This is a genomic window from Neorhizobium descurainiae (genome assembly GCF_051400715.1).
GTDB lineage: Bacteria > Pseudomonadota > Alphaproteobacteria > Rhizobiales > Rhizobiaceae > Neorhizobium.
Genome location: NZ_JBLFFK010000019.1, coordinates 38,466 through 59,225, shown reverse-complemented (window position 1 = coordinate 59,225; position 20,760 = coordinate 38,466). Strand labels below are relative to the sequence as shown.

Annotated in this window: 21 protein-coding genes; 16 read left to right on the top strand and 5 right to left on the bottom strand. The window is 63.0% G+C overall.

Going from position 1 to position 20,760, the window contains the following annotated elements:
• Positions 1–142: 142 nt before the first annotated feature.
• The 7 genes from ACMGE0_RS25550 to ACMGE0_RS25520 all read left to right on the top strand — a co-directional run bounded on the left by ACMGE0_RS25550 (position 143) and on the right by ACMGE0_RS25520 (position 7,698).
• Entirely contained in the window at positions 143–1,312 is a 1,170-nt protein-coding gene (locus tag ACMGE0_RS25550) for an ABC transporter substrate-binding protein (RefSeq protein WP_436818705.1), read from the top strand.
• Between the two features lie 148 nt (positions 1,313–1,460).
• Positions 1,461–2,672 (top strand): LysR family transcriptional regulator, encoded by a 1,212-nt coding sequence (locus tag ACMGE0_RS25545; RefSeq protein ID WP_436818704.1) that lies wholly within the window; start codon positions 1,461–1,463, stop codon positions 2,670–2,672.
• A gap of 311 nt (positions 2,673–2,983) precedes the next feature.
• On the top strand, positions 2,984–4,162 hold the full coding sequence (locus ACMGE0_RS25540) for an ABC transporter substrate-binding protein (RefSeq protein WP_436818703.1): 1,179 nt from the start codon (positions 2,984–2,986) through the stop codon (positions 4,160–4,162).
• A gap of 161 nt (positions 4,163–4,323) precedes the next feature.
• Positions 4,324–5,181, top strand: coding sequence for a branched-chain amino acid ABC transporter permease (locus tag ACMGE0_RS25535; protein ID WP_436818702.1), 858 nt, complete (start codon positions 4,324–4,326; stop codon positions 5,179–5,181).
• The gene (locus tag ACMGE0_RS25530; protein WP_436818701.1) at positions 5,178–6,236 is read left to right on the top strand and encodes a branched-chain amino acid ABC transporter permease; all 1,059 of its coding nucleotides are present in this window, start codon (positions 5,178–5,180) and stop codon (positions 6,234–6,236) included. The genes ACMGE0_RS25535 and ACMGE0_RS25530 overlap by 4 nt, the downstream gene beginning before the upstream one ends.
• Complete coding sequence (locus ACMGE0_RS25525) at positions 6,233–6,982, top strand: ABC transporter ATP-binding protein (protein ID WP_436818700.1); 750 nt, start codon at positions 6,233–6,235, stop codon at positions 6,980–6,982. Before ACMGE0_RS25530 ends, ACMGE0_RS25525 begins: the two co-directional genes overlap by 4 nt.
• Positions 6,979–7,698 (top strand): ABC transporter ATP-binding protein, encoded by a 720-nt coding sequence (locus tag ACMGE0_RS25520; protein WP_436818699.1) that lies wholly within the window; start codon positions 6,979–6,981, stop codon positions 7,696–7,698. Before ACMGE0_RS25525 ends, ACMGE0_RS25520 begins: the two co-directional genes overlap by 4 nt.
• Before the next feature lie 60 nt (positions 7,699–7,758).
• Here the strand turns inward: ACMGE0_RS25520 and ACMGE0_RS25515 are convergent, their stop codons facing one another.
• The 4 genes from ACMGE0_RS25515 to ACMGE0_RS25500 all read right to left on the bottom strand — a co-directional run bounded on the left by ACMGE0_RS25515 (position 7,759) and on the right by ACMGE0_RS25500 (position 11,092).
• A complete protein-coding gene (locus ACMGE0_RS25515) occupies positions 7,759–8,319 on the bottom strand; it encodes a GrpB family protein (RefSeq protein ID WP_436818698.1) in 561 nt (186 codons plus the stop codon).
• A 198-nt stretch (positions 8,320–8,517) separates the two neighbouring features.
• Positions 8,518–9,480 carry a Bug family tripartite tricarboxylate transporter substrate binding protein gene (locus tag ACMGE0_RS25510; protein ID WP_436818764.1) on the bottom strand — a complete coding sequence of 321 codons (963 nt, stop codon included), beginning with the start codon at positions 9,478–9,480 and terminating at the stop codon, positions 8,518–8,520.
• A gap of 80 nt (positions 9,481–9,560) precedes the next feature.
• Entirely contained in the window at positions 9,561–10,421 is an 861-nt protein-coding gene (locus tag ACMGE0_RS25505) for an amidohydrolase family protein (protein ID WP_436818697.1), read from the bottom strand.
• Complete coding sequence (locus ACMGE0_RS25500) at positions 10,421–11,092, bottom strand: TetR/AcrR family transcriptional regulator (RefSeq protein WP_436818696.1); 672 nt, start codon at positions 11,090–11,092, stop codon at positions 10,421–10,423. Before ACMGE0_RS25500 ends, ACMGE0_RS25505 begins: the two co-directional genes overlap by 1 nt.
• Positions 11,093–11,269: 177 nt before the next feature.
• Here ACMGE0_RS25500 and ACMGE0_RS25495 point away from each other — a divergent pair, with 177 nt between their 5' ends.
• From ACMGE0_RS25495 to ACMGE0_RS25480, 4 genes are all read left to right on the top strand, one after another.
• Positions 11,270–13,576 carry an FdhF/YdeP family oxidoreductase gene (locus tag ACMGE0_RS25495; RefSeq protein WP_436818695.1) on the top strand — a complete coding sequence of 769 codons (2,307 nt, stop codon included), beginning with the start codon at positions 11,270–11,272 and terminating at the stop codon, positions 13,574–13,576.
• Positions 13,577–13,868: 292 nt separating this feature from the next.
• A complete protein-coding gene (locus ACMGE0_RS25490; RefSeq protein ID WP_436818694.1) occupies positions 13,869–14,372 on the top strand; it encodes an invasion associated locus B family protein in 504 nt (167 codons plus the stop codon).
• Positions 14,373–14,435: 63 nt separating this feature from the next.
• Positions 14,436–14,672 (top strand): type II toxin-antitoxin system VapB family antitoxin, encoded by a 237-nt coding sequence (locus ACMGE0_RS25485; RefSeq protein WP_436818693.1) that lies wholly within the window; start codon positions 14,436–14,438, stop codon positions 14,670–14,672.
• Positions 14,660–15,064 (top strand): type II toxin-antitoxin system VapC family toxin, encoded by a 405-nt coding sequence (locus ACMGE0_RS25480; protein WP_436818692.1) that lies wholly within the window; start codon positions 14,660–14,662, stop codon positions 15,062–15,064. Before ACMGE0_RS25485 ends, ACMGE0_RS25480 begins: the two co-directional genes overlap by 13 nt.
• Positions 15,065–15,093: 29 nt before the next feature.
• Here the strand turns inward: ACMGE0_RS25480 and ACMGE0_RS25475 are convergent, their stop codons facing one another.
• Positions 15,094–15,993 carry a helix-turn-helix domain-containing protein gene (locus ACMGE0_RS25475; RefSeq protein WP_436818691.1) on the bottom strand — a complete coding sequence of 300 codons (900 nt, stop codon included), beginning with the start codon at positions 15,991–15,993 and terminating at the stop codon, positions 15,094–15,096.
• Between the two features lie 184 nt (positions 15,994–16,177).
• Here ACMGE0_RS25475 and ACMGE0_RS25470 point away from each other — a divergent pair, with 184 nt between their 5' ends.
• The 5 genes from ACMGE0_RS25470 (at position 16,178) to ACMGE0_RS25450 (ending at position 20,748) form a co-directional block, all read left to right on the top strand.
• Positions 16,178–17,419 carry an amino acid ABC transporter substrate-binding protein gene (locus ACMGE0_RS25470; protein ID WP_436818690.1) on the top strand — a complete coding sequence of 414 codons (1,242 nt, stop codon included), beginning with the start codon at positions 16,178–16,180 and terminating at the stop codon, positions 17,417–17,419.
• An 81-nt stretch (positions 17,420–17,500) separates the two neighbouring features.
• Positions 17,501–18,373, top strand: a complete 873-nt coding sequence (locus ACMGE0_RS25465; protein ID WP_436818689.1) for a branched-chain amino acid ABC transporter permease — start codon at positions 17,501–17,503, stop codon at positions 18,371–18,373.
• The gene (locus ACMGE0_RS25460; protein WP_436818688.1) at positions 18,370–19,317 is read left to right on the top strand and encodes a branched-chain amino acid ABC transporter permease; all 948 of its coding nucleotides are present in this window, start codon (positions 18,370–18,372) and stop codon (positions 19,315–19,317) included. Before ACMGE0_RS25465 ends, ACMGE0_RS25460 begins: the two co-directional genes overlap by 4 nt.
• A complete protein-coding gene (locus ACMGE0_RS25455) occupies positions 19,314–20,042 on the top strand; it encodes an ABC transporter ATP-binding protein (protein WP_436818687.1) in 729 nt (242 codons plus the stop codon). Before ACMGE0_RS25460 ends, ACMGE0_RS25455 begins: the two co-directional genes overlap by 4 nt.
• Positions 20,035–20,748 carry an ABC transporter ATP-binding protein gene (locus ACMGE0_RS25450; protein WP_436818686.1) on the top strand — a complete coding sequence of 238 codons (714 nt, stop codon included), beginning with the start codon at positions 20,035–20,037 and terminating at the stop codon, positions 20,746–20,748. The genes ACMGE0_RS25455 and ACMGE0_RS25450 overlap by 8 nt, the downstream gene beginning before the upstream one ends.
• The last annotated feature ends 12 nt before the right edge of the window (positions 20,749–20,760 follow it).

Sequence of the window (20,760 nt, the reverse complement as noted above, 5' to 3'; positions counted from 1 at the left end):
GGAGCATCAAGCCGTCGCAGCCAATTGACTGTTGGTCGGACTGTCTCCGATATAGCCTAGAGACTGCGACAGGCCGGAGCCGCAAGGCGGGCGCGGCCTGTCACGTAAGCGTTGAAGACGGTTCATCTCAGAGGAGGGAAAGATGATTACCAGAAGAACATTGATGGCTGCGGCGGGGATCGCGATGAGCGGTTTTGCAGGCCTGCCGGCTGCCGCGCAGGAGGCGGTCAAGATCGGCCTTATCCTGCCGATGACCGGCCCGTTCGCATCCACCGGCCGCCAGGTCGAGGCGGGCGTGAAGGCCTATATGGCGCTGAACGGCGACACGGTCGCCGGCAAGAAGATCGAGGTGGTGCTGCGCGACGACGCGGGCGTCGCCGACCAGACCCGCCGCATCGCGCAGGAACTGGTCGTCAATGACGGCGTGAAAATGCTGATGGGTTTCGGCCTGACGCCGCTTGCCATGTCGGTTGCGCCGGTCCTCAACCAGGCGAAGATTCCGGCCATCATCACATCCGCGACAACGTCCGCGATCATGCCGCAGTCGCAGTATTACGTGCGTACCTCGATGGCTGGTCCGCAGTCGGCGGTTCCGGTCGCCACCTGGGCAGTGCAGAACAACCTGAAGCGGGTCGTCACCCTGGTTTCCGATTACGGTCCGGGCATCGACATCGAACAGGGCTTCACCAACCAGTTCAAGAAAGACGGCGGCACGATCGTCGAAGCCGTGCGCGTTCCGCTCGCAAATCCGGATTTCGCGCCCTTCCTGCAGCGTGTTCGTGACGCCAAGCCGGATGCGGTCTTCGCTTTCGTGCCGTCGGGCGTGGGTTCGCTGTTCATGAAGCAGTTCGTCGAGCGCGGCCTTGCCGAAGCCGGTATCAAGCTGATCGGCACCGGCGACATCACCGATGACGACCTCCTGAACGGCATCGGTCCGGCCGCCAAGGGCGTCATCACCGGCCACTTCTATTCCGCCCTGCATGACAGCCCGGAAAACAAGGCTTTCGTCGAACAGGTGAAGAAGGCCACCAACAACATGCGCCCGAACTTCATGTCGGTCGGCGGTTATGACGCCATGGCGCTTGCCTATGCGGCGCTCAAAAAGACCGAAGGCGATACCGACGGCACCAAGCTGGTCGAGGCTATGAAGGGCATGTCGTGGGTAAGCCCGCGCGGGCCGATCACCATCGACCCGGCAACCCGCGACATCGTGCAGGACATCTACATGCGCGAGGTCAAGGAAGTGAACGGCGAACTTTACAATGTCGAGTTCGCGACCTATCCGAAGATCAAGGATCCGAACGTCAAGTAAGGCGGACGACGATCTGTCAGAAACATGGGTGGCGGGCTTCGGCCCGCCATTTTGTCTTGGGGGGAAGAGCTATTCCGCTCCATCGCGATCGGGCGGCGCGCTGGTGTTTGCTTGAGCTTAGAATACTAATCCCTTAGAAGAAACGCCTATGAGGTCTTCGCCGCCCGAACCCGCGTTCAGCATTCTACAGCATAGCCTGCGGCATCTGAGAGCGTTTCTCGCGGTCGTCGATACCGGCTCCGTGACGAAGGCGGCGGAAAGCTGTTTCGTGTCGCAGCCGGCCGTCACCCAGGCGCTGGCGAAGATCGAAAGGACGGCGGGCCTGCCGCTCTTTTCCCGCACGCCTCAGCGGATCTTCGCCAACAATGCCGGGGAGATGCTCGCGCGGCGGATCGGCCGCGCCTTCGGTTATCTCGATCCGGCTCTTTCGGAATTGTCGCCAAGGCTCAAGATGACGGCGACGACCGCACAGCTGAAATCCCTCATCGCGGTTCGCGAGACGGAGAATTTCACGCTCGCCGCCCGTCGTCTCGGCCTGAGCCAGCCGGCGGTCTATCGCGCCGTGAGCCAGCTCGAGGAGGAGGCGGCCCGGCCGCTTTTCGAGCGCACGTCCTACGGGATCGTACCGACCCGACCGGCCCAGGCGCTGGCGCAGGCGGCCCGGCTGGCCTTTCTCGAGCTCGAACAGGCGGATGCGGACATGGCCGAACTGACGGCAGCCGAAATCGGCCGGATCGTCATCGGCGCCACGCCGCTGGCGAAATCCCATGTCCTGCCGAAGGCGATCGCCAACTTCCGCAAATTCCGCCCCAATCTCCCCCTGCATATCCAGGAGGGCCCCTATCCGGATCTATTGGGAGCCTTGCGCCGCGGCGAGATCGACTTCCTGCTCGGCGCGCTGCGGGAGCCGGCGCCGATCGGTGACGTGGAGCAGAAGGTTCTGTTCCACGATACGGTCGTCCTGGTGGCAGGCAATGGTCACCCCTTGGTTGGAAAGTCGGAGATCTCCGTCGAGGAACTGGCGGCCTACCCCTGGGTCGTCGGCCAGTCCGGCACACCCATCCGCCGCTATTTCGACAGCATCTTCGCGCAAGCCGGGAATGGTCCGCCGGAAAGCATCGTCGAAACCGGTTCGCTGATCCTGATGCGCGAGCTTCTGGACACGAGCGAGCACTTGGGCTGCACGTCCCGGCTTCAAGCGGAGGCCGAGATTGCCCGCGGATTGATGCGCGCATTGCCTTTCGATCTCAGCCATACGTCACGGCCGATCGGCGTGACGCTGCGCAAGGACTGGCTGCCCACGACGGCGCAGCGGACATTCCTGGAACTCTTGCCGATCGGATCGGACCGCTCGTTATAACGAGAACTTATAACGGCGGCAGTCGATCTGATAAACATCCGGTACTCGTCCGGTTTAATGTGAAGCGTGAAATGCCGCGCCGGAGAGAATGCTGTTTCCGGAATCTCTAAGGTTCGGAGGAGGGCGGTGGTCACGGAGGTTAACAAAAAATGAAAATAATGGGACGCCAAACCATTTCGACCCGTTGACTGCCCCGCGTCCAGTCATGGATATAGGCGGCGGATCGCGACGGGCCTGCGAATGCGGTTGCAACCAGGCTCGCCGGCAAGGCATCGATAAAAAGGTTCCGCACTCAAGAGGAGGAGGGAAAAATGCTCAATAGAAGAACGTTCATGGCAGCCGCAGGCGTAGCACTCGGCTGCCTCGCCGCCGTTCCGGCGGCGGCGCAGGAAGTCATCAAGGTCGGTCTCATCCTGCCGATGACCGGTCCCTTCGCATCGACCGGCCGTCAGGTTTCGGCGGGCGCCAAGGCCTTCATCGCCGCCAAGGGCGACACGGTTGCCGGCAAGAAGATCGAACTTATCATCCGCGATGATGCCGGCACGGCCGACCAGACCCGCCGCATCGCGCAGGAGCTCGTCGTCAATGACGGCGCCAAGGTGCTCGCCGGTTTTGGTCTGACGCCGCTCGCCATGGCGGTTGCGCCGGTCGCGACCCAGGCGAAGATCCCCTCGGTCGTGATGGCTGCCGGCACGGCCTCGATCACCAAGGCATCCGAATACATCACCCGCACCTCGGGCACCCTGCCGCAATATTCGCTGCCGGTCGGTACCTGGGCGGCCCAGAACGGCATCAAGAAGGTCGTCACCCTCGTTTCCGACTATGGACCGGGCATCGACGCCGAGAAGTGGTTCAGCAAGGAGTTCAAGGCCAAGGGCGGCGAGATCACCGAAGCCGTCCGCGTACCGCTCGCCAATCCCGATTTCGCGCCCTTCCTGCAGCGTGTTCGCGACGCCAAGCCGGATGCGGTCTTCGTCTTCCTGCCCTCCGGGGCCGGCTCTTTGTTCATGAAGCAGTTTGCCGACCGCGGCCTGGCGGATGCCGGCATCAAGCTGATCGCCACCGGCGACGTCACCGACGACGACATCCTGAACTCGATGGGCAAGCCGGCGCTCGGCACCATCACCGGCCATTTCTATGCGACCGCGCATGACAGCCCGGAAAACAAGGCCTATGTCGAAGCCTTCAAGAAGGCCAACAACGGCATGCGCCCGAACTTCATGTCGGTCGGCGGTTACGACGGCATGGCGCTGATCTATGCCGCTCTCGAAAAGACCAAGGGCGACGCGAGCGGACCGGCCTTCATGGCGGCCGTCAAGGGCCTTGCCTGGACGAGCCCGCGCGGTCCGGTCTCCATCGATCCGGAAACCCGCGACATCATCCAGAACATCTATATGCGCGAGGTCAAGGAATTGGACGGCGAGTTGCACAACGTCGAATTTGCGACCTTCGAGGCGCTCAAGGATCCGGAAAAGGCCGAAGCCAAGTAATGGTGAACGGCCGGCGACGGGGGGCTTCCTCTCCGTCGCCTGGTCGCGCGAAAATGCCTTGCATGCTTGCCCTCGATTGTGGTCTTTCAACGGGAAGGACCCTGCCGTTCGCTGGAAGCGGCGCGGTTGCGAGCTGAGGAAGTCTCACAAAGAAGATTCATATGCTGACCATTCTGTTTGATGGCGTCGCTTACGGCATGTTGCTGTTCATCCTCGCCTGCGGCCTGACGGTGACGCTCGGCCTGATGAACTTCATCAACCTGGCTCACGGTGCCTTCGCCATGGCCGGTGGTTATGTGACCGTCATCATGATGAACCGCTACGGCGTCTCCTTTTACTGGTGCCTGCCTGCCGCCTTCATCGTTGCGGCGATCATCGGCCTCATTTTGGAGCGCACGCTTTATCGGTGGCTCTACCAGGCACCGCATCTGGATCAGGTGCTCTTCTCGATCGGCCTGGTCTTCATGGCAATTGCCGCCACCGACTACTTCATGGGTGGCCAGCAACAGCTCATCAACCTGCCGCCGGAGCTTTCCGGCCGCATGGATGTTTTCGGCGTCGGCATCGGCCGCTACCGCCTCTTCACCATCGTCCTCTGCGCGGTGCTGGCGGTTGCGCTGCAGCTCATCTTGTCGAAGACGCGTTTCGGAAGCCGGCTGCGCGCCGCCGTCGATGATCGCCGCGTCGCCATGGGCCTCGGCATCAACGTGCCCGTCGTCTTCGCGCTCACCTTTGCCTTCGGTTCGGGTCTTGCCGGGCTCGGCGGCGCGATGGGCGCGGAAATCCTCGGGCTTGATCCGAACTTCCCGCTGAAATTCATGATCTACTTTCTGATCGTCGTGTCCGTCGGCGGCACCTCGACCGTTTCCGGACCGTTTCTCGCCGCCCTGCTGCTCGGCATCGCCGACGTGGCGGGCAAATATTACGTTCCGGCCATAGGTCCCTTCGTCATCTACGCGCTGATGATCATCATGCTGATCGTTCGCCCGAACGGCCTGTTCGCGAGGGGCGGCCGATGAGCGTTGTTCAACAGGAAACCACCGTGACGGCAAACTCCTCCACCGCCAGCGCGACAAGCCGCGCCGCCAAGCTGATGAAGCGCAGGAGCCGTATCCGCTTCTACGAGATCATCATCTGGATCGCCGCGATCGCCGCCTATTTTGTGCTGCCGTCGAAAATGCTGATCCTCACCGAGATCGCCATCCTGGCGCTGTTTGCCGTGTCGCTCGACCTGGTGCTCGGGTTCGCCGGCATCGTCTCGCTCGGGCACACCGCCTTCTTCGGGCTCGGTGCCTATATAGCGGGCCTGATGGCCTTGCACTATGTCGCAGAACCCGTGACCGGCCTGATCGTCGCGGGCATTGCGGCCGGCGCGCTTGGCTTGCTCACAAGTTTCCTCATCCTGCGCGGCACGGACCTGACCCGTCTGATGACGACGCTCGGCATCGGCCTGATGATGGCGGAAGTCGCGAACCAGATGGCCTGGCTGACGGGCGGCGCCGACGGATTGAGCGGTTTTTCGCCGGGCGCGATCCTTGGTCTCTTCGAGTTCGATCTCTTCGGCAAGACCGGTTATCTTTACTGTCTGGCCGTGCTCTTCCTCGGCACGATGATCATGCGCCGCATCGCCTTTTCGCCCTTTGGCCTATCCTTGAAGGCGATCAAGGGGAACTCCATGCGTGCCGGCATGATCGCCGTACCGGCCCGCAGGCGCATCGTCATTGCCTACACGATCGCGGCGGTCTTCGCCGGCATGGCGGGCGCGCTGCTCACCCAGACGACCGCTTTCGTCTCGCCGGACGTGCTTGCCTTCCACCGCTCCGCCGACGTGCTGCTCGTGCTCGTCATCGGCGGCACGGGCTATCTCTACGGCGGCATCTTCGGGGCCGTTCTCTTCACGCTGGTGAAGGACTGGCTCTCGGTCATCACGCCGCAATACTGGATGTTCTATATCGGCCTTCTGCTGGTCATCCTGGTCCTGATCGGCCGCGAGCGGCTGGCGCGCTGGGTGGAATATCTGCCGGAACGCTTCTCGAAGAAGGAGGACGGCCCCCAGAAGGAAAGCAGGCAATGAGCGATATCGTTCTCGAAACCCGCAATCTGAAGCGCCGCTTCGGCGCCTTCCTTGCCACCAATGACGTCAGCCTCAAGGTAGAGCGCGGCGCCCGCCATGCCCTGATCGGCCCGAACGGGGCCGGCAAGACGACGCTGATCAATCTTCTGACCGGCGTTCTGCCGCCGTCGGAGGGTCAGGTCTTCCTCGAAGGCGAGGATATTACCTCGCTTGCCTCCTTCAGGCGCGTCAAGCGGGGGCTCACCCGCACCTTCCAGATCAACCAGCTCTTCAACGACTTCACGCCGCTCGAAACCGTCTCGCTGGCAATCGCCGAGCGCGAGGGCGTCGGCCATAATCTCTGGAAGTCGATCGCCGGTTACGGCAAGGTGGTGGACGAGGCGGCGGCGCTGCTTGCTCGCTTCGGCCTGGCATCGGTCATGGGTGAACGGACCGTCATCCTGCCTTATGGAAAGCAGCGCCTCTTGGAGATCGCGCTTGCCTTCGCCGCGCGCCCGCGCGTGCTGCTGCTCGACGAGCCGGCCGCCGGCGTGCCGGAGGACGAGCGGCACGAGGTGCTGGCGATCGTCTCGGACCTTCCGTCCGACGTGACCGTGCTCCTGATCGAGCACGACATGGATCTGGTCTTCTCGTTCGCGAACCGCATCTCGGTTCTGGTGGCCGGTGCGCTTTTCGTCGAAGGCACGGTTGCGGAAGTCTCCGCCGATCCGCGCGTCAAGGCCGTCTATCTCGGAGAAAACGCATGAGTACCCCGGTTCTGGTCACCGAAAAGCTGGTGGCGGGTTACGGCGAGGCCAGCGTGCTGTCCGGCATCAGCCTGACCATCCCGCAGGGCCGCACGCTGGCGCTGCTCGGCCGCAACGGCACGGGCAAGACGACCTTCGTCAATACACTTGCGGGCGTCACGACGCATCACTCCGGCGCGATCCATCTGATGGGCCGCGACGTGACGAAGCTCAGGGCCGACCGGCGCGCCGCGGCGGGCATCGGCTGGGTTCCGCAGGAGCGCAACATCTTCAAATCGCTGACGGTGGAGGAAAACCTCACCGCGATTGCGAGGCCTGGCGTGTGGAATCTGGAGCGCGTCTACGGCATGTTTCCGCGGCTGAAGGAACGGCGCGGCAACCTCGGCAACCAGCTCTCCGGCGGCGAGCAGCAGATGCTGGCGGTCGGCCGGGCGCTGATGGTCAATCCGAAGCTGCTGTTGCTCGACGAGCCGCTGGAAGGACTTGCGCCGATCATCGTTGACGAACTGTTGGCGGCGATCCGCCGGATTGTTGAGGGTGAGGGCATCTCGGCGATCATTATCGAGCAGAAGGCGCGCAAGGTGCTGCCGCTTTCCGACGATGCGGTGATCCTCGACCGCGGTGCGGTGGTCTTCCAGGGCACGAGCGCCGAACTGCTGGCGAATGAGGCAATTCTCGGCCAACATCTCGGTGTCGAGAAGGGCGCGCGGCACTAAGGACCTTCGGATCGGCAACAGGCCGCCCGATCCAGAGGGAATTGGTCCGGCGAATGGGTTTTAGTCGCTGGGCGGTTCCGACCAGCCGATCGCTTTCGCCCATTCGTTTGCACCTTCCACGATGATGTCGAAGACCGGATCCTTGATATCGTAATAGGCGTCCTCGTCCATGGGAAAGCGTTCTGCCAACCTTTCCTTGATGAGCCCATAGGCATTCGCCGCTACCGGGTGGGTACGCAGGAAATCACGGCAGAGGAGAGGGTAACGCTGATTGAAACGTCCCTTTTCGCGAACATGGACATTTGCCGAACGCCCGCTCATGCTGCGAAAAAGGATTTTCCGCAGTTCACATTCCGGCAGTTCGACACCCGGCGGGCAATGATCGTTCATCGCCGAACTGCGTCGAAAACGTTCCTGTTCAAAGGCGGCGACATCAACCTGCTCCAGATCGTCGACGGTGAGCTGGATATCAATGATATCCTTTGCGGGCAGACCCGGAACGGCGGTCGAGCCGATATGATGAACCTGGGCGCCCGCCGGCGCTGCCCGCATGATGATCGTCCTGAGACTGGCGAAATCTTCCGCCCAATTTTGTAGAGGCTGTACAATCTCGATCCGCACGGGCGTTCCTCATCGTGCTGCGTTGTGCTGGAGCCCCTAACTCCAGTCGATGACGCGACAATGTCACAATGTGACTGGCCGGCGAATACAGGATTTTATGGTTATGGAAACAAAACAAACTCCCTTGCCGCCGATGCTTCGATGGCAAGGGAGTTCTGTTTTTAGATTATGAAGAATGCTTGTGGAAAATTCCGAAGCTCACTGCTTCGGAATTCCGGCCTTCTCGATCACGGCCGACCATTTCTTGATGTCATCCTTCAGGCGGTTGCCGATCTCTTCCGGCGTGCTGGAGCGTGCTTCCACGCCAAGCTCGGCAAACCGTTTCTGCAGAGCCGGGTCGGCCAGGATTTCCACGAGGGCGGTGTGAAGTTTCTTCACCACGTCCGGCGGCGTGCCGGCGGGTGCGAAGATCGCATTCCAGGAGGTCACGTCGAAGCCCTGCACGCCCTGTTCCTGGGCCGTCGGCACGTCCGGCAGCAGGCTGGAGCGAACGGGGCCGGAGGATGCGACGGCAATTGCCTTGTCCTGCTGGAGTGCCGCTTTCAATGCCGTCTGGCTGTCGATGATCACGTCGAGCTCGTCGCCGAGCAGCGCGACCTGAAGATCGGGGGTCGCCTTGTAGGGCACGATGGTGAAATCCACTCCGGATGTCGATTTGAAGAGCTCGGCGGCGAGATTCTGGCTGCTTCCGACATTGATCGTGCCGACATTCAAAGCGCCCGGATTGGCGCGGGCGGCGTCCAGCACGTCCTTGAGGGTCTTGTATTTGCCGTTGCCCCTGGTGACGAAGACGAAGTCGAAATAGGCAAGGCTCGATACCGGCACGAAATCCGTGACCGGATCGAACTGCAGGTTCTTGAACAACGGCACGCTGATCGCCGTTCCGTTCGAGAGGAGCGCGAGCGTGTAGCCGTCGGCCTCGGCGTTCAGAGCCGCACGCGCAGCGGTGGCGCCGCCGGCACCGGGCTGGTTCATGATGACGATCTGTTTGCCGAGCTTCTTGCCGAGCGAATCGGCGACAAGGCGCGCCGTGATGTCGGCGATCCCGCCCGGGCCGAACGGCAGGACGAGGGTGATGTCGCGCGAGGGATAATCCTCCTGCGCCGATCCAACGGCGGGGGCCGCAAGCATGAGTGCGAGCGCGGGAGCCAGCCATTTCATGAATTTGGTGGTCTGCCGGAACAGCCCACCGGGATTTTGCGCGACGGTATAGATCATTCTTTCCTCCTCCTTGAGACCGCTCAGGCGGCAAAACCGTAAAGCCGTGCGGGGTTGTCGACGAGCAGCCTCTGCCGCTCCTCCGTGTTGATGGCAAAGCGCGCGACGAGATCTGCAAGATCCGCCTCGTCGACCGGCTCCTTGAGATTGGGATGCGGGAAGTCGGTGCCCCAGATGGTCCGCTCGGGGCTGGCTTCGACCAGCGCCCGCGCGAACGGCACCGCCGCATCGAAGGGAAAGCTTGAGATGCGCTCCGAGCCGCAGACCTTGACCCAGCAGTTCTCCCGCCTGGCGAGCTCCAGCAGCGCCTGGAAAGCCGGCTGCTGCGTGCCGAGCCTAGTGTCGATCCGACCCATGTGGTCGATGATGAAGGGCACGGGCAGGCGGCGGATCATGTCGGAGAGCGGCACGATGTCGGTGGCGTCCAGATGCAGGACGACGTGCCAGCCGCGCCCCTTGATCCGGTCGATCACGCGCTCGAAGATGCCCATGTCCGGTGCGCCGCCGAGATGGCGGACGAAATTGAAGCGTACGCCCCGCACGCCGCCATCGTCGAGCTGCTGGTAGGCACGCTCGTCGAAGCTGTCGTCGACGATGGCGACGCCGCGATAGCGATCCGGCCGCCAGGCGATCGCATCGAGCATCGCGCGGTTGTCGGTCCCGTGGCAACTCGCCTGCACGACGACCGCGCGATCGACGCCAAGCCTCTCGTGAAGCGCGGCCAGCGCTTCCTTGGGGGCGTCCTCAGGCGTGTAGCGGCGATCCGGCGCATAAGGGAAGACGGCGCCGGGCCCGAAGACGTGGCAATGGGCATCGCAACTGCCGGCAGGCAGAATGAAATCCGGCTTGCGCCGCGTTTCGTTCGCATGGAGGGCAGCGGTCATCAATTTCTACCTTTCTTCATGGATGCTGCAGGCGCGGCAAGCCCGGCCGGAAGGCTCCGGAAGCTCGCATAACTTGCCTCGACGATCTGGTTGACGGCGGTCTCCTGGTCCTCTCCATTCGCGACGCCGCCGGAAAGGCGCGTCACGCGCTCGGGGTTGACGAGGGCATAATAGAGGGCACCGAGCAGGAACTGGCTGCGCCAGACGACCCCTTCCAGCGGCGCGCCGGGCATGCAGTCGGCGAGGGCCTCAATGAAGAGCCGGCTTGTCTCGTCGAAGGCATCGGCGATGATTTCGCGCGCATCCGCATTGCCCTCAGCCGAAAGGACGGCACGCATCCGGGTGAATTCGGCGCCTCCGCCGTCACCTTCGATCGAGGAGGTGAAGGCGGGCACGACATAGGCCCTGAGAACGGCCATCAGCCGCTCGTCGGGACTGCTGATCCGGCGAGCTTCGCCGAGCAGTTCGAGACGGCGCGCGTTCATCGGCTTCGTGTGGCGCTCGTAGATTTCCCTGAGCAGATTGGCCTTGGAACCGAAATGATAGGTGAGGCTGCCGACATTGGCGCCCGACGCCTTGGCGATGTCGCGAAGCGACACGGCATTGTAGCCGCTGCGGGAAAACAGCGTCACGGCGTTTCTGAGAAGGGTTTCCCGCAGGCTGGGGCGCATATCGTTCCGGAAGTCGATCGTCCTTATAATTTATACAAGTGTACAAATTGAAAGCCGGAGTCAACCGGGCAGGAGAAAAAACCCGCAGTCACGGTCGGGAACGATCGGGCAGGAGGGTGATTATGAGTATCAACGTGCCGGAAATCCGTCCGGCTGGTCTCAAGACGGAAACCTGCCATGGCTTCCCATATCCGTATCAGACATTACGAAGGCCCGGCCGGCGGCTGGGGCTCGGTGCATTCGCTGCTCCGCAATGCGGTGCGCAGCCGCGCGCGGCTTGCGACGATCGACGCGCTGGCGCATCAGAACAAGCCGAAGGGCTTTGCCTGCGTGAGCTGCGCCTGGGCCAAGCCCGCGCATCCGCATGTGGCGGAATTCTGCGAGAATGGCGCCAAGGCGACCTTTTGGGAGTTGACCGGAAAGCAGGCCCTGCCGGAATTCTTCGCCACCCATACCGTGACCGAGCTGCGGACCTGGGACGACTATAACCTCGAGGCGATCGGACGGCTGACATATCCGATGCGCTACGATCACCTGCTCGACATCTACGAACCGGTTTCCTGGGAGGTCGCCTTCGAGGAGATCGGCCGGGAGCTGAAGGCGATCCGCGCCGAAGACCCGAAGAAGGTGGTTTTCTACGCGTCGGGCCGCGCTTCGCTCGAGGCGTCCTACATGTATCAGCTTCTCGCCCGGCTTTACGGCAACAACAACCTGCCGGACAGTTCCAACATGTGTCACGAGACGACCTCGGTGGCGCTTCCGGAGGTGATCGGTCAGCCGGTGGGTTCGGTTCGGCTGGACGATTTCGAGCATGCGGATGCGATCTTCTTCTTCGGCCAGAATACCGGTTCGAACAGCCCGCGCATGCTGCACCAACTCCAGGAGGCAGCCAAACGCGGCTGCGTGATCGTCACCTTCAATCCGTTGAAGGAGAGGGGGCTGGAGCGCTTCACCAATCCGCAAAATCCGGTCGAGATGCTGACAGGCGGCGAGACGAAGATCAGCCATCGTTACTATCAGGTGAAGGCCGGCGGCGACATCGCCGCGCTCACCGGCCTGTGCAAATCGCTCTTCGAACGCGAGGCGGCTTCGGGCGGCATTCTCGATCACGCATTCCTCGCGGAGCATTGCCATGGCTTTGTAAATTTCCGGGTCTTCTGCGAGGAGCAGTCCTGGGGCGTGCTTGAAAAGGAATCCGGCCTGAAGCGGGCGGAGATGGAGGAGGCGGCCGGGATCTATGCGCGCGCCAATGCGGTCATGGGCGTCTACGGGATGGGATTGACCCAGCACAAGCTCGGGGTGACGACGGTGCAGTCGCTCGTCAACCTGCTGCTGCTGCGCGGCAATATCGGCAGGCCTGGCGCCGGCATCTGCCCCGTTCGCGGCCACTCCAACGTGCAGGGGCAGCGCACCGTCGGCATTTCGGAAAAGCCGGACCTCGTGCCACTCGACAGATTGGCCGAGCTCTACGGTTTCGAGCCGCCGCGCGAGGAGGGCCTGTCGACGATCGACGCCTGCCGCGGCATCCTCAACGGCGAAGTGCGCGCCTTCATCGGTCTTGGCGGCAACTTCCTGCGTGCCGTGCCGGAGACGGGGCCGATGGAAGACGCCTGGCCGAAGATGCGGCTGACCGTCGAGGTGGCGACCAAGCTCAATCGCAGCCATCTCTTCAACGGCGACGTCGCCTATCTCCTGCCCTGTCTCGGACGGCTGGAGGTGGACATGCAGGCGTCCGGTCCGCAAACCGTGACGATGGAGGATTCGACGGCCTGTTTCCACGCCTCGCAGGGCCGCGCGCGACCGATCAGCGCGCACCTGCTTTCGGAGCCGGCAATCATCGCCGGGATCGCCAGGGCTGCGCTGCCGGAAAACCCGCGCGTTCCCTGGGGGGAATGGGTCGCGGACTATTCCAAGGTGCGCGGCGCCATCGAGGCGACCTGGCCGGACATCTTCATGGACTTCAACCGGCGCATGTGGACGCCGGGCGGCTTTGAAAAGCCGCTTCCGGCCAACAGGCGCGAGTGGAAGACGAAAACCGGCAAGGCGAATTTCAAGGTGCCGCAGGCGCTGTCCGCCAGCTTCGACAGTGGCACGCGTGACGACGTGCTGCGGCTCATCACGTTGAGGAGCAACGACCAGTTCAACACGACGGTCTATGGCTATCGCGACCGGTTCCGAGGCGTCGAAGGCACGCGCATGGTGATCTTCCTGAATCCGGCCGACATGGCGCGGCTGGGTGTTGCGGAAGGCGCAAACGTGATGCTCGAAACCATTGCGGCCGACAACGTCACCCGGTCCGTTTCCGGCTTGCGGGCGGTGCCTTACGATATTCCGGAAGGTTGCTGCGGCGCCTATTATCCGGAATGCAACGTGTTGATCCCGCTGTCCCAGCATGCCGAGAAGAGCAAGGTGCCGGCGGCGAAGTCCGTGCCGGTGCGGCTGGTTGCCGAAAGTGACGGCCCGCGGCTGCAGGCGGCGCAATAGCGCGCCGGATCACCCGCGCGCCGCGACTGCGGGGTATTTACGGCCTCCTGACATGATTGTGACCGGTCTGTGACCTCGGTCCTGCGGAGCCGGCGGTTTCCCTTGAATCCTAGTGGCAAAGCCGATGACGCGGATCACGTTCCGGCCGGATTCCAGCCGTGCGGCTGCCCCGTTCCGGCGCATCGAAAACGCGTGATTAACATTCTGATAACCGATGGATTTTCCAATGGGCTATTTTCCGCGGCGGCCTTCGCGCCGCAGCTCCCTCGCAGTTCCGACCATGGAGACAAGATTGTCCATCAAGCCTTTCGTCCTCGCCACGCTTGCCCTTTCCGCCCTTTCCGTACCGGCTTTTGCTCAGCCGAGCCCGCGCATGGTGCAGACGTTCAACGACTGGGGTCTTTATTCCTATCAAGCGAATGGAGGGACTACCTGCTACGTGCTGACAGCGCCCAAGCAGATGCGCCCGGCGAATGTCGATCACGGCGACAACTATTTCCTTGTCGCACCGAAGCCTTCCGGTTCCGGTTATTATCCTCAGGCGATCATGGGTTATGATTTGAGGAACGGATCGCAGATGACGGTGACGATCGGTGACCAGAATTTCGTTCTTGTACCGCAGGGCAATTCCGGCTGGACGCAGCAGGAAAGCAGCGACGCGGAACTGATCGCCGCGATGAAGGCGGGAAGCCAGATGACCCTCCAGGCGACATCCAGGCGCGGCACGCAGACGAGCTACGTCTTCTCGCTTTCCGGCGTCTCTGCCGCGCTGAACCAGGCCGACCGCTGCAACTGATCCATGCCGCTCGCATTGTCATGACAGATGTGCTATCTGTCATGACAGAGTGGAGAAACGGCCATGAACCTGCAGATACGCGATCCACGCGCCCATGAACTCGCCCGCCGGTTGGCGGAAAAGCGCAACATCACCATGACGGAAGCGGTGATCGAGGCTCTCGAAGCTCAGCTGCGCGAAGAGGAGAAAGAGGCCTATTTTGCGCGAATTAAGGCTCTGGCGGATGAACTGGCTGCCAAAGGCAAGCCCGGTGGCCGGGATATGACGAAGGAAGAGATCGACGAGATGTGGGGCCACTAGTGTTCGTCGATAGTTCGGTCGTCATAGCGATTTTATCGAAGGAAGATGATGCGGAGCATTTTCTGGAACAGCTCTATCGTGCCGCTGGGCGTTGTACGAGCCCGTTGGTTGTCGTGGAGGCGACAATGCGCCTGATCAGCAAGATGCGTGTCGATCCGATCGAGGCAGAGGCGGCAGTGGAGGGTTTCCTTGAACGCGCCGCTATCGATATCGTCCCTATCGACGAAGCCGACGGCAGGTTGGCGGTGCGAGCCTTCCGCGACTACGGCAAGGGCAGGGGCCATCCTGCGCAGCTCAATCTGGCCGATTGCCTTTCCTATGCCTGCGCCAAGAACCGTGGCATGTCCTTGCTCTACAAGGGAGAGGATTTCGCGCGCACCGATCTTGCCTGAAGCGGCCGTAGATCCCGAGCCGTGCAGCCTCATGGCCAGGCCGCATAGCTCGTCTCCGGGCGGATCTTCTTGAGCGCCACGCCCTCGCGATGAGCGCGGGGAGAGACACCGGCGATACGCTTGAAAAAGCGGCTGAAGTAAGCCGCATCCTTGAAGCCGAGCGCCTCGGCGATCTCGGCCACCTGCAGTGCCGAGCCGTCCAGCAGCATGGCGGCCTCGGTCATCAGCCGTGTGTGGATCAGCTCCATCGGCGAGCGGCCGGTGGCGCGGCGGATCGCCGTGTTCAGCCGGTCGGCCGTCACGCCCAGCGCAGCGGCATAATCCGGGATCGTCCAGTGGTCGCGGATATGAAGTTCGACGAGATGTACGAAGCCACGCACGATAGCGCGCGGGGAGGGCCGCGGTTGTTCGTTGACCGGATCGGCGAGCCGCCAGATGGCGAGCAAAAGCAGGGCTAAGTGATGGCGGATGACCTCCTGCGCGCCCGGCTGATCGGCCTTCAGTTCCTGCTCGATCGTCGCGATCGTGCCCAGCATGCGCCGCGCATCGGGGGAAGGCAGACGATTGCCGAGGATCGGCCTTGCGATCGCCTCGCGTACCTGCGCGAAGACGGCGCCGGTTGGCATGGCCGAGCCGAGCGCCACGTCGGGGACAGCCAGCGAGGCGCCTTCCGATCCCGCTTCGAAGAGGATCGAGCCCGTTTCGCCGGCCGGCGCCCAGACGATGGCGGGACCGGAAAGCGGCACTTCCAGCTTATCGAGCCGTATATGACCTGCACCCGAAGCGATCAGGAAGATGCGGTTGCGTTTGCCGCGAAACGTCCATTCTGAATGGGAAAGTGCGCCGCGGAAAAGTCGCGCTTCGATCTGAGCCGGCGGTCGCGAGACGACGTGCGGCGCAGCATTCTGTGCTGAGACGGAAATCGACATATCTTGTGGTGCTCCTTCTCTGAAAAGTACAAGTATCTCCTGTAAAAGTCTATTTCAACGGGATGGTTGCGGGCTTATCCTGCAATGGTCGGCAAATTGCACGCGATGGAGGAAGGCAAATACGTCGCGGTAAGAAAGCCGGCTGAAACGGCCTGCGGGAGCAGGCCCTGTCGGGAGGACAATCATGAAACGCTTTGAGCGCAGGCGCGTCCTGCGAACGATGGCGCTGGCCACAACGGTGGCCGCAGCCAGCCTGATGACCGGTTTTGCCGGCATAGCGGCCGCACAGGAGCGCAAATCCGTCAAGATCGGCTATGCCATTTCCAAGACCGGCGGCAATGCCGGCGGCGCAGGTATCACCACGTTGCCGAACTATCAGCTCTGGGTGAAGGACGTGAACGATGCCGGGGGGCTGGAACTGCCGGACGGCAAGAAATTGCCGATCGAAGTGATCGAATATGACGACCGCTCGTCGGCGGAAGAAGTGGTGCGCGCCGTCGAGCGCCTTGCCACCCAGGACAAGGTCGATTTCATCCTCGTGCCCTGGGGCACGGGTTTCAACCTGGCCGTCGCACCGCTCTTCGACCGCTACGGCTATCCGCAGCTTGCGGTTTCGGCCGTCACCGACAAGGCGCCGGATTTCGTCAAGCGCTGGAAGAAGAGTTTCTGGATGCTCGGCGGCGGCCACGACTATGCCAAGGCGCTCGCCGCGATCCTTGCCGACGCCAAGAAGGCCGGCATGGTCAACGGCAAGGTGGCGATGATCTCGGTCGCCGACGGTTTCGGCATCGATCTCGTCACCGCCGCCCGCCCCGCCTTCAAGGAGGCCGGCATCGAGGTGGCCTATGACAAGACCTATCCGGGCGGCACGTCCGACTTCTCGCCGATGATCAACGAGGCCAAGGCGAGCGGCGCGGATGCTTTCGTCGCCTTCTCCTATCCGCCGGAAACCTTTGCGCTCACCCAGCAGGCGCAGGTCGCCAATTTCAGCCCGAAGGTTCTCTATCTCGGCGTCGGCACCGGGTTTCCCGTCTACGGCAAGAACAACGGCGAGAACGCCACCGGCATCATGAGCCTCGGCGGCATCGACCTGAACAATAAGATGAACGCCGATTACCGCAAGCGCCACGAGGCGGTGACAGGGGTCGCCCCGGATTATTGGGGCAGCGTCATCACCTATGCGAGCCTGCAGATGCTGCAGGAAGCGATCAAGCGCAAGGGGCTCGACAAGGCGGCCGTCTCCGCCGAACTCGCCTCCGGCACGTTCCAGACGGTGCTAGGCGAAACGAAGTTCGAGGACAACCAACTGCGCCAGCTCTGGTGGACCGGCCAGTGGCAGAACGGCCAGTTCGTCGGCGTCATGCCTACCGACCGCCCCGGCGCCAGCAAGGTCGTGCTGCCGCGAGGGGAATGGAAGAAGAAGTAGTTTGGGTTGACCTTCAGAAGCCGCGGGCGGACCATCGGTCGCGGCTTCATCCATGGCATGAATTGTGAAGGAGGAGGCCCGATGCTTGTCGCGGCCCTGTTATCCGGGCTGGTGCTCGGCGGAACTTATGCGCTCGTCGCCATGGGGCTGACGCTCCAGTACGGCATTTCCCGCATCATGAATCTCGCCTATGGCGAGATAATCATCGCAGCCGCCTTTCTCGCCTATGTGATGTTCTCGACGCTCGGCCTGAACCCGGTCGCCGGTCTTCTGATCGCCGTGCCGGCCGGGTTTGCGCTCGGCTACGCCGTCTATGGCGTCATGATGAGCCCTCTGGTTAGACGTGCCCGCGACAAGGCGAGTCTCGAAATCGACTCGATTCTCGCGACTTTCGGCCTGCTCTTCGTCATTCAGGGCCTCATGCTGGTGACCTTCGGCGCCAATTTCATCAGCTACAGCTATTTGAACGATCCGGTGACGATCTTCGGCACGGTGCTGGCGGCCAATCGTGGGCTGGCGCTGGTGCTCGCCGTCGTCTTCGGCGGCGGCCTCTATCTGCTTCTCACCCGCACCCTTTGGGGCACGGCGCTGCGCGCCGTCGCGGTCAATCCGGCTGCCGCGCCGCTGGTCGGCATCGACGTCAACCGCGCCGCGCGGCTCGCCTTCGCGCTCGGCGGCGGGCTTGCGGCCGTCGGTGGCGTGGTCATCTCCATGTATCAGACATTTACGGCCACCACCGGTGTCGTCTTCACCATGAAGGCGCTGATCGTGGTGATCATGGGCGGGGTCGGCAATCTCATCGGCGCGTTGTCGGCCGGTCTCATCCTCGGCCTCGTGGAAACCTTCGTGGCGACCTATGTCGATCCGGGCCTGACGCTTGCCGCGACCTACGCGATCTTCCTTGCGGTGCTCCTCTGGCGCCCGGCCGGCCTGTTCGGAAGGGTGGCGCGATGAGCCGAATTCTCCCTCCGGCGCTCTTTGTCGTCGTCGTCGCAGCGCTCGCCTGCGTGCCCCTGGTCGCGGACTCCTACGGCGTGACGCTCGGCATCGGCATGCTCGGCTATGTGACGCTCGCCACTGCCTGGGCGTTGTTTTCCGGCCCGACGCGCTATGTGTCGCTTGCCACCGTCGCCTTCTTCGGGATCGGCGCCTACACGGTTGCGGTCTTCAGCGAGACGATCCCCTATCCGCTGCTGCTCGTCACGGCCGGCGCGATCGGACTTGCGGTCGCCGTCGTCGTCGGGCTTTCGACGCTGCGGCTCGCCGGCGTCTATTTCGTCATCTTCACCTTCGGCCTGGCCGAGCTCGTGCGCCAGCTCGTCACCTGGTACGAGGTCAACGTGACCGGTACGCTCGGCCGCTACATCTTCCTGCCGGTCACGCCACAGGGCATCTACTGGCAGCTTCTCGGACTTGCGGCCATTACCTTCCTGATCTCCTGGTGGGTCGGCCGCAGCCGCATCGGGCTTGCGCTAAAGGTGATCGGTGACGACGAGGTCGTGGCCGCCCATTGCGGCATCAACATCGCAAGGGTGAAACTGGCGCTCTTCGCCGTCTCCTGCGTCATCATCACGCTGGTCGGCGCGATCCAGGCGCCGCGCTGGACCTATGTGGAACCGGTCATCGCCTTTAATCCGACGATCTCGTTCCTGACGCTGATCATGGCGCTGCTTGGCGGCGCCCACCGCCTCACCGGTCCGCTGCTTGGGGCGGTGCCGCTCTTCCTGCTGTTCGAATGGCTCTCGGCCAATTTCCCGAACCACTATTCCATCATTCTCGGCCTCATCTTCATCGCCATCGTCTTCATCCTGCCGCGCGGCGTGCTCGCCTTCGCAGAAGAGAGCTGGAGGCGCTGGCGCAGGACCGAGATCAAGAATCTGCCGGCGGTGGCCGAATGAGCGAGCTTCTTGCGATCAACGGCCTCACCAAGCGCTTCGGCGGATTGACGGCCGTCAACGCGGTCTCCTTTTCCGTCGATCGCGGCGAGGTGGTCGGGCTGCTTGGACCGAACGGATCGGGCAAAACGACGGTGATGAACATGATCTCGGGGCATCTCCCGCCGACGGGCGGCACGATCGCGTTGGCCAATCAGACGATCTCCGGCCTTGCCCCCAACCGCATCGCCTTGAAAGGCGTCGGGCGCACCTTCCAGCTGGTGCGCGGCTTGCCGTCGCTGACGGTGGCGGAAAACGTCATTGCCGCGCTTGCCTTCGGAAGACGGAAACTCTGGGGCGAGGCGGCAAGAAGGGAGGCCCTGTTGCGGCTCGATGAGGTGGGTCTTGCCCACCGGGCGGACCAGAGCGCGCAGGACCTCACCTATATCGACCAGAAACGCATGGAACTCGCCCGCGCGCTCGCCGCCGAGCCGGAACTGCTCTTGCTCGACGAATGGCTCGCCGGCCTCAACCCGACCGAGCTGAAGACAGGTATCGAGCTCATCCGCTCGATCCAGAAGCGCGGCGTGACGATCCTGCTTGTCGAGCATGTGATGGATGCGATCCGGGCGTTGTGCGGCCGCTGCGTCGTCATGAATGCCGGACGCAGGATCGCCGACGGTCCGACAGCCGAAGCGCTTGCGGACCGCGAGGTCATCAACGCCTATCTCGGAGACGCCCGTGCTTGAAGTGGCCGATCTTTCGCTGCATTACGGCCGCCACGTGGCGCTGAACCGGGTGTCGATCCGGGTCGGAAAGGGTGAGACCGTCGTCATTCTCGGCGCCAACGGGGCCGGTAAATCCTCGCTCTTGAAATCCATCGCCGGCCTGACGCGGCCGGACAGTGGCGCGATCGTTTCCTTCGGGAGCAGGGTGATCACCGGCATGCCGGCGCATGAAGTGCTGGAGGCGGGCATCGCGCTGGTGCCGGAGGGCAGAGGCGTCTTCGGCGACCTCAGCGTCGAGGAGAACCTGGCGCTCGGCGCCTATGCCAGGCGCGCGCGGGCGCATGCCGGCGAGAACCGGGAATTCGTCTACGACCTCTTCCCGAAGCTGAAGGAGCGCCGGGCGCAATATGTCAACACCATGTCGGGCGGCGAGCAGCAGATGGTGGCGATCGGCCGCGCGCTGATGTCGAAGCCGGACCTCTTGATGCTGGACGAGCCGAGCTTGGGCTTGGCGCCGGTCGTGGTCGCAGAGCTGTTCAGGAGCCTCGGGCGCATCCGCGAGCGCGGGCTGGCGCTGCTGATCGTCGAGCAGAACGTCAAGATGAGCCTGTCGATTGCCGAGCGCGGTTATCTCGCCGAGGCCGGCCGTATCAGCGGAGAGAACACCGCGCAAGCCCTGATGGGCGACGCTGCCGTGCAGCGCGCCTTCCTGGGCGCTGCGCATTAATTCAAACTGAAG

Bases quoted from the DNA above. Each gene is read 5' to 3' on its own strand.
- ACMGE0_RS25550 (WP_436818705.1), top strand. From the start codon at position 143: ATGATTACCAGAAGAACATTGATGGCTGCGGCGGGGATCGCGATGAGC.
- ACMGE0_RS25545 (WP_436818704.1), top strand. From the start codon at position 1,461: ATGAGGTCTTCGCCGCCCGAACCCGCGTTCAGCATTCTACAGCATAGC.
- ACMGE0_RS25540 (WP_436818703.1), top strand. From the start codon at position 2,984: ATGCTCAATAGAAGAACGTTCATGGCAGCCGCAGGCGTAGCACTCGGC.
- ACMGE0_RS25535 (WP_436818702.1), top strand. From the start codon at position 4,324: ATGCTGACCATTCTGTTTGATGGCGTCGCTTACGGCATGTTGCTGTTC.
- ACMGE0_RS25530 (WP_436818701.1), top strand. From the start codon at position 5,178: ATGAGCGTTGTTCAACAGGAAACCACCGTGACGGCAAACTCCTCCACC.
- ACMGE0_RS25525 (WP_436818700.1), top strand. From the start codon at position 6,233: ATGAGCGATATCGTTCTCGAAACCCGCAATCTGAAGCGCCGCTTCGGC.
- ACMGE0_RS25520 (WP_436818699.1), top strand. From the start codon at position 6,979: ATGAGTACCCCGGTTCTGGTCACCGAAAAGCTGGTGGCGGGTTACGGC.
- ACMGE0_RS25510 (WP_436818764.1), bottom strand. From the start codon at position 9,480: ATGAAATGGCTGGCTCCCGCGCTCGCACTCATGCTTGCGGCCCCCGCC.
- ACMGE0_RS25505 (WP_436818697.1), bottom strand. From the start codon at position 10,421: ATGACCGCTGCCCTCCATGCGAACGAAACGCGGCGCAAGCCGGATTTC.
- ACMGE0_RS25500 (WP_436818696.1), bottom strand. From the start codon at position 11,092: ATGCGCCCCAGCCTGCGGGAAACCCTTCTCAGAAACGCCGTGACGCTG.
- ACMGE0_RS25495 (WP_436818695.1), top strand. From the start codon at position 11,270: ATGGCTTCCCATATCCGTATCAGACATTACGAAGGCCCGGCCGGCGGC.
- ACMGE0_RS25485 (WP_436818693.1), top strand. From the start codon at position 14,436: ATGAACCTGCAGATACGCGATCCACGCGCCCATGAACTCGCCCGCCGG.
- ACMGE0_RS25475 (WP_436818691.1), bottom strand. From the start codon at position 15,993: ATGTCGATTTCCGTCTCAGCACAGAATGCTGCGCCGCACGTCGTCTCG.
- ACMGE0_RS25470 (WP_436818690.1), top strand. From the start codon at position 16,178: ATGAAACGCTTTGAGCGCAGGCGCGTCCTGCGAACGATGGCGCTGGCC.
- ACMGE0_RS25465 (WP_436818689.1), top strand. From the start codon at position 17,501: ATGCTTGTCGCGGCCCTGTTATCCGGGCTGGTGCTCGGCGGAACTTAT.
- ACMGE0_RS25460 (WP_436818688.1), top strand. From the start codon at position 18,370: ATGAGCCGAATTCTCCCTCCGGCGCTCTTTGTCGTCGTCGTCGCAGCG.
- ACMGE0_RS25455 (WP_436818687.1), top strand. From the start codon at position 19,314: ATGAGCGAGCTTCTTGCGATCAACGGCCTCACCAAGCGCTTCGGCGGA.